This is a genomic window from Saccharothrix ecbatanensis (assembly GCF_014205015.1).
Taxonomy (GTDB): Bacteria; Actinomycetota; Actinomycetes; order Mycobacteriales; family Pseudonocardiaceae; genus Actinosynnema; species Actinosynnema ecbatanense.
This window is the reverse complement of sequence record NZ_JACHMO010000001.1, coordinates 732,841-749,480: the sequence shown is the minus strand read 5'-3', so window position 1 is coordinate 749,480 and position 16,640 is coordinate 732,841. Positions and strand designations below refer to the sequence as shown.

Annotated in this window: 14 protein-coding genes; 7 read left to right on the top strand and 7 right to left on the bottom strand. The window is 71.4% G+C overall.

Annotated features, from left to right (window positions below; translation table 11 throughout):
- Positions 1–226 precede the first annotated feature (226 nt).
- The 7 genes from F4560_RS03415 to F4560_RS03390 all read left to right on the top strand — a co-directional run bounded on the left by F4560_RS03415 (position 227) and on the right by F4560_RS03390 (position 7,398).
- Positions 227–1,537: an ATP-binding protein gene (locus tag F4560_RS03415; RefSeq protein ID WP_184916087.1), complete on the top strand. Its 1,311-nt coding sequence runs from the start codon at positions 227–229 to the stop codon at positions 1,535–1,537.
- Positions 1,534–1,959 (top strand): roadblock/LC7 domain-containing protein, encoded by a 426-nt coding sequence (locus tag F4560_RS03410; protein WP_184916084.1) that lies wholly within the window; start codon positions 1,534–1,536, stop codon positions 1,957–1,959. Before F4560_RS03415 ends, F4560_RS03410 begins: the two co-directional genes overlap by 4 nt.
- Complete coding sequence (locus F4560_RS03405) at positions 1,956–2,318, top strand: DUF742 domain-containing protein (protein WP_312868321.1); 363 nt, start codon at positions 1,956–1,958, stop codon at positions 2,316–2,318. The genes F4560_RS03410 and F4560_RS03405 overlap by 4 nt, the downstream gene beginning before the upstream one ends.
- The gene (locus F4560_RS03400) at positions 2,296–2,922 is read left to right on the top strand and encodes a GTP-binding protein (protein ID WP_184916080.1); all 627 of its coding nucleotides are present in this window, start codon (positions 2,296–2,298) and stop codon (positions 2,920–2,922) included. The genes F4560_RS03405 and F4560_RS03400 overlap by 23 nt, the downstream gene beginning before the upstream one ends.
- Positions 2,919–4,295, top strand: coding sequence for a cytochrome P450 (locus tag F4560_RS43980; RefSeq protein WP_312868319.1), 1,377 nt, complete (start codon positions 2,919–2,921; stop codon positions 4,293–4,295). The genes F4560_RS03400 and F4560_RS43980 overlap by 4 nt, the downstream gene beginning before the upstream one ends.
- The gene (locus F4560_RS43975; RefSeq protein WP_312869834.1) at positions 4,232–5,383 is read left to right on the top strand and encodes a cytochrome P450 family protein; all 1,152 of its coding nucleotides are present in this window, start codon (positions 4,232–4,234) and stop codon (positions 5,381–5,383) included. Before F4560_RS43980 ends, F4560_RS43975 begins: the two co-directional genes overlap by 64 nt.
- Before the next feature lie 98 nt (positions 5,384–5,481).
- Complete coding sequence (locus F4560_RS03390) at positions 5,482–7,398, top strand: FAD-dependent oxidoreductase (protein ID WP_184916077.1); 1,917 nt, start codon at positions 5,482–5,484, stop codon at positions 7,396–7,398.
- A gap of 15 nt (positions 7,399–7,413) precedes the next feature.
- Here the strand turns inward: F4560_RS03390 and F4560_RS03385 are convergent, their stop codons facing one another.
- The 7 genes from F4560_RS03385 to F4560_RS03355 form a co-directional block, all read right to left on the bottom strand.
- On the bottom strand, positions 7,414–8,271 hold the full coding sequence (locus tag F4560_RS03385; protein ID WP_184916074.1) for a hypothetical protein: 858 nt from the start codon (positions 8,269–8,271) through the stop codon (positions 7,414–7,416).
- 289 nt (positions 8,272–8,560) lie between these two features.
- The gene (locus tag F4560_RS03380) at positions 8,561–9,712 is read right to left on the bottom strand and encodes an RNA polymerase sigma factor (RefSeq protein ID WP_184928872.1); all 1,152 of its coding nucleotides are present in this window, start codon (positions 9,710–9,712) and stop codon (positions 8,561–8,563) included.
- Between the two features lie 5 nt (positions 9,713–9,717).
- On the bottom strand, positions 9,718–10,125 hold the full coding sequence (locus F4560_RS03375; RefSeq protein WP_184916071.1) for a YciI family protein: 408 nt from the start codon (positions 10,123–10,125) through the stop codon (positions 9,718–9,720).
- 174 nt (positions 10,126–10,299) lie between these two features.
- Complete coding sequence (locus F4560_RS03370; protein WP_184916068.1) at positions 10,300–11,079, bottom strand: hypothetical protein; 780 nt, start codon at positions 11,077–11,079, stop codon at positions 10,300–10,302.
- Between the two features lie 33 nt (positions 11,080–11,112).
- Positions 11,113–15,786: a DUF6531 domain-containing protein gene (locus tag F4560_RS03365; protein WP_184916065.1), complete on the bottom strand. Its 4,674-nt coding sequence runs from the start codon at positions 15,784–15,786 to the stop codon at positions 11,113–11,115.
- The gene (locus F4560_RS03360; RefSeq protein ID WP_184916062.1) at positions 15,783–16,088 is read right to left on the bottom strand and encodes a type VII secretion target; all 306 of its coding nucleotides are present in this window, start codon (positions 16,086–16,088) and stop codon (positions 15,783–15,785) included. The genes F4560_RS03365 and F4560_RS03360 overlap by 4 nt, the downstream gene beginning before the upstream one ends.
- Positions 16,088–16,555: a YbaB/EbfC family nucleoid-associated protein gene (locus tag F4560_RS03355; protein ID WP_184916060.1), complete on the bottom strand. Its 468-nt coding sequence runs from the start codon at positions 16,553–16,555 to the stop codon at positions 16,088–16,090. Before F4560_RS03355 ends, F4560_RS03360 begins: the two co-directional genes overlap by 1 nt.
- Positions 16,556–16,640 lie beyond the last annotated feature (85 nt).

The window sequence follows — 16,640 nt, the reverse complement described above, 5'->3', positions numbered from 1 at the left end:
GGCCGATGCCGAGGGCTTCCCTTGCCGCGAAGCTGCCGCCGCCCGTCGACTTCAGGACCGCCAGGAGATGTCCATAGTGGACATATGGTATTGCTTTTCCCGGACAGTTGCTCCATCCGGGGCAGACTGCCGCAACCACTTGGCGTCCGATGAAGTCCCGTGATAAAGATCAGACCCTGCTGACGCGCACCGGTATTCGGCAGGCTCGCCCGCATCAGAGGAATTGATGGACCAACAAAGACTCGCGGTGGCGTTCTGGTTCCTGCTCGCCATCGTGCTGATCGCCGTGTTCCTGCTGGTACGCCAACGACGCGTCACAAGAGCGCTGCTGGTCCGGGCCGAGCACGCCGAGGCCTGGGCGCGTATCCGGGCCGAGGAGGAGAAGCACCTGGTCGACGCCCGGCTGCCGGCCTTGGCCGAGACGCTGAACCACCGGCCGGTCGAGGTCCCGGGTCCCCGGCACCCGCAGGCGGCCGAGGGTGACGAGCGGGTGCTCGCGCTGTTCGCCGACTCCGTCCGGAACGCGACCGCGCGGGGCGAGCAGTCGGCCCGCGCCACGCTCAAGTCGATGATGCGCGCGGTGCAGAGCCTGTCCAACGAGCAGCAGGTCGCGATCTCGGCCATGCAGGACCGGCACGACGACCCGGACGTCCTCGCCGGCCTGATGCGGATCGACCACATGAACTCCCAGCTGAACCGCCGGGCCCAGGCCACCGCGGTGCTCTGCGGGTCCTGGCCGGGGCAGCAGCGGTCGGCGTCGGCGTTGACCGACGTGGTGCGCGGCGCGACCTCGCGGATCCGGGACTACCTGCGGATCAACGTGCCGGCCGAGTCCGACGTCGCGGTGATCAGCCGCGCGGTCGAGCCGGTGGTGCTGGCCGTGGCCGAGCTGCTCGACAACGGCGCGCGGCACTCGCCGCCCACTACCAGCGTCGAGGTCAACTTCCAGCAGGCGCACAACGGCATGGTCGTGATGATCGACGACGGCGGCGTCGGCATGACCGTCGAGGAGTTGCAGCGCGCGGCCCGGCTGCTGACCGGTGACGGCGGCAGCGACATCAACCGGCTCGGCGACCCGCCGCAGGTCGGTTTCGCGGTCATCGGCGTGCTGGCCAAGCGCTACGGCTTCCGTGTCTCGGTGGACACGCGCTCGCCGTACGGCGGTGTGCGCGCGGTGGTGTTCCTGCCGACCGAGCTGCTCACCCGCGTCAGCAAGCCCGCCATGCCCGACAACGCCGTCGCGCTGCCGCCCGAACAGCGGCCGAGGCCGGTCCCGGCCGTGGACGACTCCGTCATGGGACGCACCCCCGGTGGCCTGCCTCGGCGGCGGAGGACCCAGAACGCCGACCAGGGCACGCCGTCGTCGGTCCCCGCAGGGACGGCCGACACGGCGACGGCCCCCATGGAGCGGGTACCCGTCGAGGAGTCATCGGGCCAGCTGCGGATCGCGGCCGGGCTTGCCGCCTGGAAACGCGGGACCGATTCGGGCCGCGCCACCACTCCGCCGCCTGTCGCTGAAGGGAACACCCAGGCATGAACACTTTGGGTTGGATGCTCGACGACGCCCTGAAGATGCCCGAGACACGGCACGCGGTCCTGCTGTCGGCCGACGGGCTGCTGATGGCGCACTCCGCCGGCATCGACCGGGACGACGCGGAACGGCACGCCGCCGCGATGTCCGCGCTCCAGTCGCTGGCCCGCGCCACCGCCGAGTTCTGCGGGCAGACCAGCGCGGAGTGGCAGCAGACGGTCAGCGAGTTCGCCGACGGCTACGTCTTCCTCGCCGCCGCCGGTCCGGGCGCGTACCTGGCCGTGTCGGCGACGGCGCAGGTGGACATGGAGGCGGTCTCCTTCCGGATCCAGGAGCTGGTCCAGCGGTTGGGCAAGGAACTCACCAGCCCGCCGCGACAGGCTGAAGCCACAAGCCCGCCGCAGCGGGTGGCAGGCAGCCCGGCGTGAGCGGCGAGAGCGCCGACCGGCGCTTACGGGGGCTGGTGCGGCCGTACGTGGTGACCGGCGGCCGGGCCCACGCGAGCCGCAACACCCTCGACGCGGTCACGGTCGTGATCGCCACCCGCGAGCAGGTCTCCGGGCTGTCGCCGGAGAAGAAGCGGCTGATGGAGCTCTGCCGCGGCGGAGCGCTGTCGGTGGCCGAGATCGCCGCGCACCTGTCGCTGCCGATCAGCGTGACCAAGGTGCTGTTGTCCGACCTGGTCGACAGCGGTCACATCGCCACGCACGCCGCGGTCTCGCACGCCGCCCGCCCCGACATGAAGCTGCTGAAGGACGTGCTCGATGGCCTCCGTGCTCGCCTCTGACGGGCTCGCACCCACTGGGCCGGCCACTGCCGGCGTCTACCTGCGCGACACCGTGCGGACGGCGGTGAAACTGCTGGTCGTGGGTCCCTTCGCGATCGGCAAGACCACCTTCGTCGGCACCCTCTCGGAAATCCGCCCGCTGCGCACCGAGGAGACGATGACGGAGGCCGGCGCCCTCGTCGACGACCTCGCCGGCGTGAACGGCAAGAGCACCACCACGGTGGCACTGGACTTCGGCCGGCTGACGCTCACCGACGAGCTGGTGCTCTACCTGTTCGGCGCGCCCGGCCAGAAGCGGTTCACCCAGATCTGGAAGGACATCGCCTACGGCGCGCTCGGCGCGCTCGTCCTCACCGACACCCGCCGCTTGGAGCAGTCCTTCGAGGTCATGGGCCTGCTGGAGGAACTCGGCATCCCGTACGCGGTGGCGGTCAACGCCTTCGACGGAGCGCCGGCCTTCCCCGGCGCGGAAGTGCGGGACGCGCTGGACCTGCTGCCCGAGACGCCGCTGGTGTTCTGCGACGCCCGCGACGTGACCTCGTCCACGCAGGCGCTCATCACCCTTGTCGAGTACCTGTCGACCCGCAACCAGGAGAACGCGTGACCTCGCAAGCCGCCCCAGGGCAGGCATGTCCCGCACACAACGGCCGGATGCCGTTGTACGGCCCCGAGTTCGCCGCCGACCCGGCCGCGACGTACCGGGCCCTGCGCGAGCACGGTCCGGTCGCCCCGGTCGAGCTGGCGCCCGGCGTGCACGCCAACCTCGTCGTCGGTTACGCCGCCGCGCTGGACGTCCTGCGCAATCCCAGCGCGTTCCCGCGCGACCCGCGGCGGTGGCAGGCGAAGATGCCGCCGGACTGCCCGGTGCTGCCGATGATGATGTACCGGCCGAACTGCCTGTTCACCGACGGCGCCCACCACGCCCGGCTGCGCGCCGCGGTCACCGACAGCCTGGCCCGGGTCGACCCGAACGCGCTGCGCGGCCAGGTCGAGCAGACCGCGGACGTGCTGATCGCGCGGTTCGCCGGCAACGGCGAGGCCGACCTGCTCGGCGAGTACGCGAAGCTGCTGCCGTTGATGATGTTCAACCACCTCTACGGCTGCCCGCCGGAGCTGGGTCACCGGCTGCTCGCCGCCATGAGCGCCATCTTCGACATGGTCGACCCCGAGCAGGCCAACGCCGACCTGACGCACTGCATGCTGGAGCTGATCGCGCTCAAGCGGCAGCGGCCCGACCACGACATGCCCTCGTGGATGATGGCCCACCCGGCCAGGCTGACCGACGAGGAGCTGATCCACCAGCTCATCCTGCTCATGGGCGCGGGCACCGAGCCCGAGCAGAACCTGATCGCCAACGGCATCCGGCTGCTGCTGGCCGACGACCGGTTCGCGGGCGACCTCTCCGGCGGCAGCATGCCGGTCGAGGAGGCGCTGGACGAGGTGCTGTGGACCGACCCGCCGATGGCGAACTACTCGGCGAGCTACCCGGTCGAGGACACGGACTTCGCCGGTGTCCGGCTGCCCTCCGCCGAGCCCGTGGTGATCAGCTTCTCGGCGGCCAACAACGACCCCGCGCTGGCCGCCCAGCAGCGCTCGGGCAACCGGGCCCACCTGGCGTGGAGCGCGGGCGTGCACGCCTGCCCGGCCCAGCAGCAGGCGAGGCTGATCGCGTCGGTGGCGATGGAGAAGATCCTCGACGCCCTGCCCGACATGCGGCTCGCCGTGCCCGTCGACGACTTGGTCTGGCGGCCCGGCCCGTTCCACCGCGCGCTCACCGAGCTGCCCGTGCGTTTCACGCCGGTAGCCGTGCCCGTCCAGCCCGACGAGTCACCTGGAGAACCCCGTTGGAACGTCCAGCCGACCCCATCGTCCTCGACCCCGCAGGCCGTGACATCCACGCCGAGTCCGCGGCCATCGCCGCCCGAGGGCCGGCAGCCCTGGTGGCGCTCCCTGGTCAGGTTCTTGCGTGGTCGGTGACCAGCCAGGAGACGTTACGCGACCTGCTGGCCGACCCCCGGGTCTCGAAGGACCCGCGGCAGCACTGGCCGGCGTACACCAGCGGCGAGATCTCCGAGGACTGGCCGCTGCACCTGTGGGTGTCGGTGCAGAACATGTTCACCGCGTACGGGAGCGACCACCGCCGCCTCCGCTCGCTGGTGTCCAAGGCGTTCACGCCGCGGCGCGTCGAGGCGATGCGGCCGGGGATCGAGAAGATCACCGAACAGCTGCTGGACGCGCTCGACGCGGCGGAGCAGCCGGTGGACCTGCGGGAGGGCTACGCCTACCCGGTGCCGATCGAGGTCATCTGCCAGCTGTTCGGGGTGGAGGCCGAGGCGCGGCCGAAGCTGCGGACGGTGGTCGACGGCATCTTCAACACCGCGATCACGCCCGAGGCGGCCCAGGCGAACGCCGTGAAGCTGTACGAGATCATCCACGAGCTGGTCGCGTCGAAGCGGGAGAACCCCGGTGACGACCTGGCCAGCGGCCTGATCGCGGTGCGCGAGGACGACGGCACGAAGCTGGAGGAAGCCGAACTCGTCGACACCTTGATCCTGGTGATCTCGGCGGGCTACGAGACCACGGTGAACCTGCTGGACCAGGCGATCACGGCCCTGCTGACGCACCCGGAGCAGCTGGCCGCGGTCCGCGCGGGGACGAGCAGCTGGGCGGACGTGATCGAGGAGACCCTGCGCTGGCAGGCGCCCGTGGCGAACCTGCCCCTGCGGTACGCCGTGGAGGACATCGAGATCGGCGACGGTGTCGTCATCGGCAAGGGCGAGGCGATCCTGGCGGCGTACGCGGCGGCGGGCCGGGACAAGGCGATCCACGGCGTGACCGCCGACCAGTTCGACGTCACCAGGGCCGACAAGACCCACCTCGCCTTCGGTCACGGCGCCCACTACTGCCTGGGCTCCCCGCTGGCCCGCATGGAAGCGGAGATCGCCCTCCCGGCCCTGTTCGCCAGGTTCCCGGAGATGGAGCTGGCGGTGGCGCCGGACGAGCTGAAGCCGAGCCGGTCCTTCATCTCCAACGGCCACGAATCCCTGCCCGTTCGGCTCAAGTAACGGCGCTCGTGTGGTTGCGGCCGGCGCGATGGCGCGTCGGCCGCAACCACACGATCCGGGGCTGTCCGAGCGGGCGTCGACTGCCGGACAATCGGACGATGTCCGGAAGAGCCGGCTCGGACCGGCCACCCAGCGTCCTGATCGTGGGAGCCGGGATGGCGGGTCTGGCTGCGGCGCGGGCACTGCGCGAACTCGGCCACGCCGTGACCGTCTTGGAGGCGCGCGACCGCGTCGGCGGGCGGATCTGGACCGACGAGCACGGGGTCGACCTGGGCGCGCACTGGATCCACGGCACGGACGGCAATCCGATCACCGAGCTGGTCGAGGACCTGGGCATCCCGTACAGCTACGTGGGCGGCGACAGCGCCTACACCGGCGGCTTCGACAGCCTGGACATGTTCGGCGCGGACCACCGCCTGGCGAACCACCGCCGCAAGAGCCGCACCCTGGAACTGGCCGACGACGTGCTGCACGAGCTCGAACACCGGGCCGAGACCGCACGCAAGGGCGAGCAGCCGGACATCCCGCTCGGCGCGGCCATCCGCCAGATCCTCGCCGACCGCCGGCTGTCCCCCGACGACGAACAGGCGGTCCGCTACCACCTCAACGTGATCCTGCGCGAGGACGTCGCCGAGGACGCGGACAACCTGTCCCTGAAGTTCTGGGAGGACGGCTACCTGGTCTACGGCTACGGCGACAGCATCCTGCACCAGGGCTACCACTCGGTGGTGGACGCCCTCGCCGAAGGCCTGGACGTCAGGTTGCGCCACGTGGTCACGCGGATCGACAGCGGCGACGGGCCGGTGCGGGTCACGACCGACCAGGGTCTCTTCGAGGCGGACAAGGTGCTGGTGACCCTGCCGCTCGGTGTGCTCAAGGCCGAGTCGGTGCGCTTCGACCCGCCGCTGCCCGAGGCCAAGCGGTCGGCGATCGCACGGCTGGGGTTCGGCACCCTCAACAAGATCGCCCTGCACTACGACGAGCCCTTCTGGCCGACGGACCAGTACGTCTTCGGCTACCTGTGCCGCGACACCGACCGCTACCCCACGGTCGTCATCAGCATGTGGAAGTCCCACGGCAAGCCGATCCTGGTGATGCTGCTGGGCGCCTCGCTCGGCCGTGAGATGGAGACCTGGTCGGACGAGGACGTCTCCACCTACGCCACCACGATCGTGAAGGACATGTTCGGCGCCGACGCGCCCGCGCCCGAACACGTCTCACGCACCGCGTGGTCCGCCGACCCCTTCGCGCGGGGCTCGTACACGTGCATCGGCGTCGACGCGTCCTCGAAGGACATCGGCGCGCTCGCCGAACCGGTCGGCGACCGGCTGTTCTTCGCCGGTGAGGGCACCAACCCCTACCACTGGGGCTGCGTGCACAGCGCCTACGAGTCCGGCCGGCGCGAAGCCGCGCGGATCAGCGGGAACTCGGCCGTCTACACCCCGCCGAGCGCCGGGACCTCCCGCCGGCAGACGCGCAACACCGACCGGATGCTGCGCTTCGTGCGGTTGCGGATGACGCACATCACCGAGCGCGAGTTGAGCGAGCGGGTGGCGTGCCTGCGGGAGAGCGTCGACCCGCACGGGGTGCGGCTGTTCGGCTCGCTGGTCGACTCCGAGATGGAGACGCTGGCCTCGATGTTCGACGAGATCCCGTTCAGCGCGGGCGATTCGATCTGCCGTGAGGACGATGTGGCGCACGGCGTGTTCCTCGTCGCTCGCGGTGAGGTCGAGGTCGACTTCGGCGGCATCTACGAACGCGCGGTCCTGGGACGCGGCACCGTGCTCGGCCACTACGACCTGTTCTTCAACGCCCGCACCGCGTCGGTCACGGCGGTCGGCGACGACGTCGTGGTGTTCTACCTGGACCACTACCGGTACCAGAGCTTCCTCTACGCCTTCCCCGACGTCATGATGCTCATGATGTCGGACCTGGTCACGCGGTGGGAGCAGCTGGAGGCCGCGCTCGGCTCCGCGACGCTGTCCGCCGCGAAGCGGAAAACGGGAGCGGCGTAGTTCGTGTCCGGGGGCTTACGGCGCCTCGCGGTCGGCCAGTTCCACCAGGCCGGGCCGGTCGAGGATGTCGAGTCGCTGCGCGTCCTGCGAGCGTTTGACCAGGCCCTTGCGTTCCAGGTGGCCCATGGTCTTGCGGAGCTTCTCGGTCACCAGCGAGCCCTTGCCCTTGGACGCGAACTCGTTCTTCTCCTCGGGGGGCAGCGTCGGCGCGACCGTCTTCTTCCACTCGGTCAGCAGCTCGGCGCGCGGGACCGACGGCGCGTCGCCCGCCACGTCCAGGATGATCCCGGCCAGCACGTGCCCGAGGTCGTCCTGCCGCGCCGCGTGGCGCTTGACCAGCTCTTCCACCGACGTGCGCCCCTCGCCGTCCGTGCCCGGCATGTCCAGCTCGGTCAGCCGCGCCCACAACGCCTGGTCGGTCGCGGTGGGCTCGAAGTCGTCGGCGAGGACGGCGGTCCGGTGGGCGTCGATGGCGGACGCGAGGGCGAGCACCAGGTCCGTCAGCTCGTCGCGCACGTCGTCGCCACGCAGCCGACGCACGGCGGCGGCGATCAGGCGGTGGTGCTCGCGCACCAACGTCTCGAAGTGGGCGGCTTTGGTGGCCTTGGTGGCGTCCTCGGCCGCGTCACGCTGGTACTCGGACTGGGTGATCTCCCCGTCCAGTGCGCGGGCGCGGGCGGTGGCGCGCTCGGCCGTGCGGTGCACGCGCGTGGCCGCGATCCGGTCCAGCATCGCGCGCAGCACGCGGTCGGTCTGCTCGACGTAGGCGTCGGAGGCCAGGAGCCGCCAGGTCTCGGCGTCGCGGCTGCGCAGCGCGTTGTTGACGAAGCGGTCGGCGGCGTGGTCGTCGTCGGGAGGGTAGGGAAGTGTCACGTGTCGATCCTCGGTGCAGAGCGGGTGAAACCCCGCGCGGATACGACTAGGGCCGGTAGCAAGGGTGCCGGGCCGGTTCGGACGCGCGGTCGCGGGGTGGTGTAGACGGCACGGCGCGGTAGATGGTACGGGGCCGCGACGCCTGGGGCAGCGTCCGGAGCAGCGTCCGGAGCAGCGTCCGGGGCCGCATCCACGGCAGCGATCGGAGCGGCACCCACGGCAGCGTCCGGAGCAGCGTCCGGAGCAGCGCCCCAGGCCGGGCAGTCCGATCCGGTCGCCGCCACGTCGTTCACCCGCGCAGCTCCGCGTTGAGCCGGGCGGCCTGCCGCGTGAGGTGCTCGCATTCGGCGAGGCTGGGCGCCGACCGGGCGGCTTCGGCGTACAGCCGTGCCGCCGTGACCGGGTCGCCGTCACGCTCGCGCAGGTACGCCTCGACAGCCGTGTAGCGGGGCAGTGCGGGGTCGAGTCCCGCCAACGCCGCCAAACCGGCCCGCGCGCCATCGGCCTCCCCCACCGCGACGGCCCGGTTGAGTCGGGCCACCGGGCTGTCCGTGAGGCGCACCAGCTCGTCGTACCACTCGACGATCTGCACCCAGTCCGTCTCCGCCGCCGTCTGCGCATCTGCGTGGAGCGCGGCGATGGCGGCCTGGGCCTGGAACTCGCCCAGTCGGTCACGGGTAAGCGCCGTCTGGAGCACGTCGACGCCCTCGGTGATCATGCGCGTGTCCCACAGGCCCCGGTCCTGCTCGGCTAGTGGGACGAGCCTGCCTTTCGGGCTGGTCCGCGCCGGACGCCGTGCGTGGTGGAGCAGCATGAGCGCGAGCAGGCCCGAGACCTCTTCGTCGTCGGTCTTGGCCGCCAGCTGGCGGGTGAGCCGGATCGCCTCGGCGGCGAGGTCTACGTCACCGGAGTAGCCCTCGTTGAAGACCAGGTAGAGGACCCGCAGCACGGTGGCCACGTCACCTGACTGGGTGAACCGGACGCCCGAGACGGTCCGCTTGGCCCGGCTGATCCGCTGCGCCATGGTCGTCTCGGGCACGAGGTAGGCCTGCGCGATCTGCCGCGTGGTCAGCCCGCCGACCGCGCGCAACGTGAGCGCGACGGCCGACGCCGGCGTCAGGGACGGGTGCGCGCACAGGAAGTACAGCTGGAGCGTGTCGTCCACCGCCGCGCACTCGCCGGGCACGGGCACGGGCTCGCTCTCGACGCGCACCTCGCGGTGCCGTCGGGTGGTGTCGGCACGGACGGCGTCGAGGTACTTGCGCCAGGCCACGGTGACCAGCCAGCCCTTGGGGTCGCGCGGCGGGTCGTCCGGCCACACCCGCACCGCCTCGACCAGGGCGTCCTGCACGGCATCCTCGGCCGCCGCGAAGTCTGCTCCGCGGCGGACGAGGATGCCGATCACAGTGGGGGTGAGGGTCCTCAGCAGGGCCTCGTCCACGTGTGTCACTCCGTGATGGTCGGCGGCGCGTGCAGGAACGGGCGCAGCTCCAGCCACTCGTGGATCGGCTTGCCGCCCGCGCCCGGAGCCGCGGACAGCTCGCCGGCCAGCTCGACCGCCCGCTCGTAGCTGTCGACGTCGATCACCATCCAGCCGGCGATCAGGTCCTTGGTCTCCGCGAACGGACCGTCGGTGATCGGCGGACGCCCCTCGCCGTCGGAGCGGACGAACGTGCCCTCCGGGGAGAGGGCCTGCCCGTCGACGTACTCGCCAGTCGTCTCCAGCCGGTCGGCGAAGTCGCGCATGTACTGCACGTGGGCCGTGACCTCCTCCGGCGTCCACTGGTCCATCGGCACGTCGTTGACCGCCGCCGGCGCGCCGCGGTAGTGCTTGAGCAGCAGGTACTTGGCCATGATGTTCTCCTTGGTGCGGTACGGCCGCTGTGACCGTGTTCGCTTCAGAGACGGAGCCGCGTCCGGGTTCTCGACATCCCCCTCGACATTTCTCGACCGATTTTTTTCGAGGACGTCACGCGGTGCCACACGGCACGACGCTGGGGCTCACTCGACCGCGACGAGACCGGCGGCTCAGGGCTTGGTGATCGCAGACTCGCCCGAGGCGCGGTTGGGGCCGTAGAGGGCTTGCTTGGTGAACTCGACCAGGACGTCGAAGTCCAGCCGCGCCGGCTCCGAACCCTCCGAACCCTCCGAGGCGACGACGTAGGCGTCCTCCCACGTCACCAGCCACACCCGCTGCTCGTAGTTCTCGAACTCCACGAACCCGTCCGCGCGCACCGGCAGGTCGGCGAACTCCTTGACGATCCTGGACGGGTTGATGAAGCCCCGTTCCGGGATCTCCCGCCCGGACGCCGCACGGTGGCGCATCTTCAGGTACGGGTTGGGTTCCCGGTCCCACCTGGTCGGCTGCGCGCCGGCCGCGCGCGTGTAGCGGTACGCCGCGTCTTCCTCGGTCTCCGCGCCGGAGAACTCGCAGCGGTACGCGGGGAACACCGCCCTGGTCACCGCGTGCACCTCGGGCTTGTCCGCCTGGTACTTGTGCACGGTCGGGCTGACGGCGACCACCATGTCGAAGCCGAAACCCTCGTGCGCGAAGCCCTCCACCACGACCAGCGGACGCTCGGGCGGCGCGATCAGCTCGGAGTCGTGCTCCCGCGCGAACGTGACGACCGCGCGCGCCAGGCCCTCGTCGTACGAGTTGTGCGCGTAGCACTGGAAAGCGTGCTTGCCGTCGCGGCTGAGGACGGCGGTGTTGCCGAACTTCGGCGCGTGCGTCCAGAACCAGGCATCGGGCACCCCGTCGACCGGAACGGCTCCGGGGATTGCCGCGAAGGTCGCCGCCAGGTCCACGTTCCGTCCTCCGAGGGCGTCTCGTCTTTTTTGTCAGGTGCAGGAGTAGTTCGGCCCGGGTGGTGTGTCGCTGTACCGCTCCGTCAACAGGGCGCCGCGCCGGGAGTTCTCGCTCCTCGTCATGGCTTCCATGTCGTCGGTCTGGTTGTACCAGGCCTCCCGCTGGGAGGCGGACTGATCGTAGCCTTCCTGGTTCCAGTGCTGCACGACCGCCGGGTTGTGGTCGTAGGTGAGCTGGTCGAACGGGATCGTGGTGCCGTTCGCGTCCACCCAGGTCAGCTGGTCGCGCGGGATGGGGACGCCGCTCGCGTCGACCGGCCGCGAGCCCAGCGCCTGCCCCTCCCGGGTCCAGTTGGTGGCCATCGTGTCGTGGGTGGAGTCCCAGTAGGTGTGCGGGTACTCGGTGCTGCGGTTGTGGGTGCTGCTCGGCGGCGCGTTGGGGTCGACGGCGTACTGGCCGTTCGGGCCCCGGTAGCCGGCGAGGCCGAACGGGTCGCAGACCACGAGCGGGTTGGCGACGTAGGTGTAGTGGTTCGCGGACGGCCGCAGCCCTACCGGGTCGGGGCTGAGGTAGCGGGCGGTCGCGGGGTCGTAGTAGCGGTGGAAGTTGTAGTGCAGCCCGGTCTCGCGGTCGTGGTACTGGCCGGGGAACCGGAGCGGGCAGTCGGCGTCGCCGCGCGAGTACAGCCCCAGTTCCTCGCCCCACAGGCTCTCCGTGCGGTACCAGGCGACGCGGCCGTCCGGCCCGACCAGCTCGGTGGGCGTGCCGACCAGGTCGGACACGATCGCGTGGAACCTGGTGTCGATCACCTCGGCGGGCGCGTCGGCGAGCCACGACCGGCTGGTCTGGGTGAGCGGTTCGCCGCTGCGGTAGTCCCACGACGTCGCGGTCACCCGGCCGGCGCTGGTGTGCCGCTGCTCGGCGAGTTGCGCGCCGTCCCAGGTGAACACCGTCTCGTCCAGCACCGCGCCGTGCTCGTCCAGCCGCTGCTTGGCGACCCGCCGGCCGAACGGGTCGTAGACGTACCGCCAGCTCGCGCCGTCCGGTGTGGTCGCGCCGACGAGCTGGTGGTGGCCGTTCCACCGGTACGTCCACACCCGCTGCTGCCCGGACAGGGTGCGTCGGATCTGCCGGACCAGGCGGCCGGCGTCGTCGTACTCGTAGCTGCTGCGCCCGGCGCCGCGCAGCAGGAGGCCGTCGAGCACGCGCGGGCCCGCCGTGTCGGACGGCGTCGCGGGTTGGGTGGCCGCAAGGTTGCCCAGTGCGTCGTAGGCGTACTGCTCGCGCCATGTCGCACCGGTGACGCCGGCGACGCGGCCCGCCGGGGTGAGGTCGTACACGCGGTCACCGCGCAGCCGGTCGCCGACCGCGGTGGTCACGCCGTCCGCGCGGTAGCGGTAGGTCCGTTGCTGCACCGGCACGTAGTGGTTGGCGGGCACGTCCGGCGTGGTCGGGTCGGGTGACGGGTGCGCCCACACGCTCTGCGCGGCGAGGCGGCCCGACGCGTCGTACGTCTGGGTCAACGCGGCGCGTGGCCCGAGGCGGCGGGTCACTTCCCGGCCGGCGGCGTCGTACTCGAAGTGCAGCGCGCCCGCCGTGCCGACCAGTGCCACCGGCTGCCGCGTCGGCGCGTACTGCCACGTGGTCTGCACGCCCGACGGCGTGGTGCGGCGGACCCGGCGGCCGAGCAGGTCGTACTCGCTGCGCACCGCCCGGCCGTCGACCGCTTCCACCACGGGACGGCCCAGCGCGTCGCGCTCGTAGACGACCTCGGTGACGCCGTCGCCCGCCCGGCGCAGGTACCCGGCCCGGTCGTACTCGAACTCGACCGGCCGCTCGCCCGCCATGCGCTGCACGAGGATCCGACCGCGGCTGTCGCGCACCAGCTCCAGCGCGGCGGCGGCTTCGGCCCGGCTTACCTGGCGGCCGGCGGCGTCGTAGCGGTACGTCACCTCACGACCGGTGAAGTCGCTCTCGCGGACCAGGTTGCCGGCCGGGTCGTACTCGTAGTCCCAGGTGAGGCCGAGCGGGTTGGTCACCCGGACCAGCCGCAGCTCGGTGTCGTAGTCGAACGTGTAGCGGATGCCGTCCGACCCGGTGCGCGCCACCGGCAGGTTGAACGGCCCCACTTCGAACGTGGTGACCGCGCCGTCGCCGGAACGGCTGACGAGCAGGTTGCCCTCGGGGTCGTAGGAGAGGTCCTGGCGGGCGCCGTCCGGCGTGAGCTGCCAGACGAGCCTGCCCTCGGTGGTCCAGCCGTACCGGGTGACGGCGCCGTCCGACCCGGTGGTGGCGACGAGCCGGCCGAACCCGTCCACCTCGTACCGGGTGGTCGCGCCGGTCGGGGTGGTGGCCGACGTCGGCCGCCCCGTGCCGTCGCTGGTGAACGTCGAGCGCACGCCGTCCGGCCCGACGGTCGCCACGAGGTGGCCGTGCGCGTCGAGTTCGGACGTGGTCACGGCGCCCACCGGGTCCGTGGTCGTCAGCACCGCGCCGGTGTCGGAGTAGGTGTGCCGCCACTGGACGTCGCCGGGCTGGACGATCCGGGTCGGCAGCCGCCACCGCTCGTCGTACTCGACGGACGTGACCGTGCCGTCGGGGTGCTCCACCCGGACGACCTCGCCTGCGTCGTCGCGCACGTACCGGGTGGTGTTGCCGAGCGCGTCGGTGCGCGACAGCAGGCGGTGCAGGCGGTCGTACTCGGTCAGCTCCTCGTTGCCGAGCGGGTCGACCACCCTCGTGATGTGGTTGTGCGCGTCGTAGTGGTAGCGCGTGACGTGCCCGAGGCTGTTGGTGACCGCCGTGACGCGGTTCGCCAGGTCGTACTGGAACGTCGCGTCGAGGTAGCCGCCGTCGCTGCGCCCGCGCACCACCCGGCCGTCCGCGCGGTACTCGTACTCGTAGCGGAAGTCGTTGCGGTCGACCCACGCGGTGATGCGGTCGGTGTCGTCGTACTCGTAGCGGTACGGCAGGCCGCTGGAGTTGACGATGCCGGTCAGCCGGCCGCGGTCGTCGTAGAGGTAGGACACGACCGTCACGCCCTGGCCCTGCCGGTCGATCAACCGTAAGCCGGACAGGCGCGGGCCCGCCGGCCCTTCCACGATGTCGACGGCGACGTAGTAGCCGCCGGAGTGGCGGACCGCGAGCGGCAGTCCCGACGGGTCGCGGGTGTAGGCGACCTCGTGGCCGTCACGGTCGGTCAGGGCGGTGATCGGCCGGGTTCCCGGTTCGCCGGAGTTGGGCGCGAAGTGCCGCACCCAGCCGGATTCCGGGTCCTCGACGCGGTAGGTGTCGGTCTCGGCGTCGTGGGTGAGCGGCCACTGCGCGCCGTGCCGCGGCAGCGCCGGCTCCTCCCCCGGCTTCGGGTACGTCAGCACCTGCGCGTCGTCGCCGACGTACCGGACGCCGTCGTCGGTCACTTCGAGTCGCTGGTCGAGCGTGGAGGACCAGCCGGGGCCGAGGAGGCGTCCGTCGCGGTAGTCCGAGGCGTAGGCGCGGTTCACGGTCAGCGGCAGCAGGCCGGGCAGCGCGAGGTCGACCTTGGAGGTGATCATCTGGCCGGACACGACGTCGACCGGGTCGCCGCCCTTGCCGTCGCAGCCGCCGTTGCCCTCCGAGCGCTGACCGCCGCCGTCGGTGTCGCCCTTGGGGTTGTCGCCCTTCGGGTTGGTGGCGTCGGGTTTGCCGTTGGGGCTGGTCAGCGTGCCGTCACCCGGAGTCGTGGACGGGCTGGTGGAGCCGCCCGGGTCGGTGCCGTTGGGGCTCCGGCCGCTGGGGGTGTCCGTGCCCGACGGGTGGGTGGACGGGCCGTCCGCCCCGGACGGCGACGTGGTGCCGCTGGGACTGGTCGTGCCGCTCGGGCTCGTGGTGCCACTAGGGCTGGTGGTGCCGCTCGGGGTGGTCGAGCCGCCGGGGCTGGTCGAGCCGCTCGGGGTGGTCGAGCCGTCGCCCTTGCGCATCAGCTTCGCCAGCTTGGCCATGATCTCGTCGAGCTTGTCGATGACCTTGCGGATGCGCGGCGCGACGTTGCCGATGGTCTTGACCAGCTTGCGGATCAGGTCGCCGATCTTGTTGACCACGCGCGAGATCGCGGTCACCGCCTGGGTGACGACCACCGGCGTGGCGAGGCCGAGCGTGGCGGCGAGCTCCAGCGCCCACGCGATGAGCCGGCCGATCAGCTCGGCGACGATGTCGCGGACCATCTCGCGGACGAACGCGACGACCTCGCCCATGATCATCACACCGGCGGAGATGCCCTCGGCGAGCGCGCCTGCCCCCGCCACCGCGTCCGCGACCTGCGCCGAGTGCGAGCGGTAGGCGTCGGCGGCTGACCCGGTCCAGCCGGCCGTGCCGGTCTTGGCCTCGTTGCCGTAGTCCTGCGCGACGCTCGCCACCTCGGCGGCCACGTTCGCCCAGGTCTCGCTGAACGAGCGGATGACCGGCGGGTCGCCCGCGAGCCAGTCCAGCGCCTCCTTCAGCGGCTGGACGTGCTCGATCAACCACGACACGCCGTAGGAGGCGAGCGTGCCGATCGGGTCCACCACCATGCTCAGCACTTCGAGGCCGACGCCGACACCGCCGAGCCCGGCCGCGACCCAGTCACCGCCGGCCACGCCGGAAGCCAGCCCTTGGGACGCTTCGAGGATCCCGATGCCGGTGACGGCCGTGGTGTCGGACTGGGCCTGCGCTACCAACGGGTTGTTCACGACACGCCGCCGAACCGAGCGGCTTCCGAGCTTTCCTGCTCACCGTAGGACTCGGAGGTCTTGCGCATCCGCTCGGCCGTGTCGGCGATCGCCTCGACACCCTTGCTCAGGGCGTTCACGCCCATCTCCTCGAACGGCTGGAGCATCGCGGCGAACGGCTGGCAGATCACGCCGTAGGCGTCGTTGTTCATGGTCACCTGCCGGGCCGCGTCGGCCGCCGCGCGGAGGCGCTCGGCGAACCCGTCGACCTTGCGGGCGTGCGCGTCGAGTTCGTCGACGAGGACGTCGTAACCGCCGGCCATCAGCGACCACCGTCCATGAAGCTGGAGTTGCTGAAGTCGTCGGGATCCTCGGGGTCGCGGGCAGGTCTAGGCTGCCGCGCCGCCCCCGGATCGGCGTCGGGCTCGGGATCGGGGAAGTTCGCCCGCGCCTCGGTCAGCAGGTGGCGGGTGGTGGAGTCGTCCCCGACCGTCTGCGACATGATCTCCGCCAGCCGCTCCGGGTACCGGGACTGCGCCTGCCGCATCGCCTCCATCACCGCGGCGGCGATCCGTTCGGGCTCCAGCTGGCGCACCTTCGACGTCATCGTGACGGCGGTGGGGATGCCGTTCGCGCCGACGGTCACCATGACGGCCCCGTCGGCCGCCGATCCGGTTATGGAGACCTGCTGCACTTCCTGGCTCATCGCCTGGTAGCGGGCCGCTTTCTCGGCGGCGTTGCGCTCCCAGTCGTCGACCATGCGCTCGATGTCCGGCAACGATCGATCCATGAGCCCCTCCAGCGGAGAACCTGGAAGGCGATCCTTCCGGAGGCGGGTGCGCACGTCCCGAAGATGACCAAAAGCCACCCGTCCG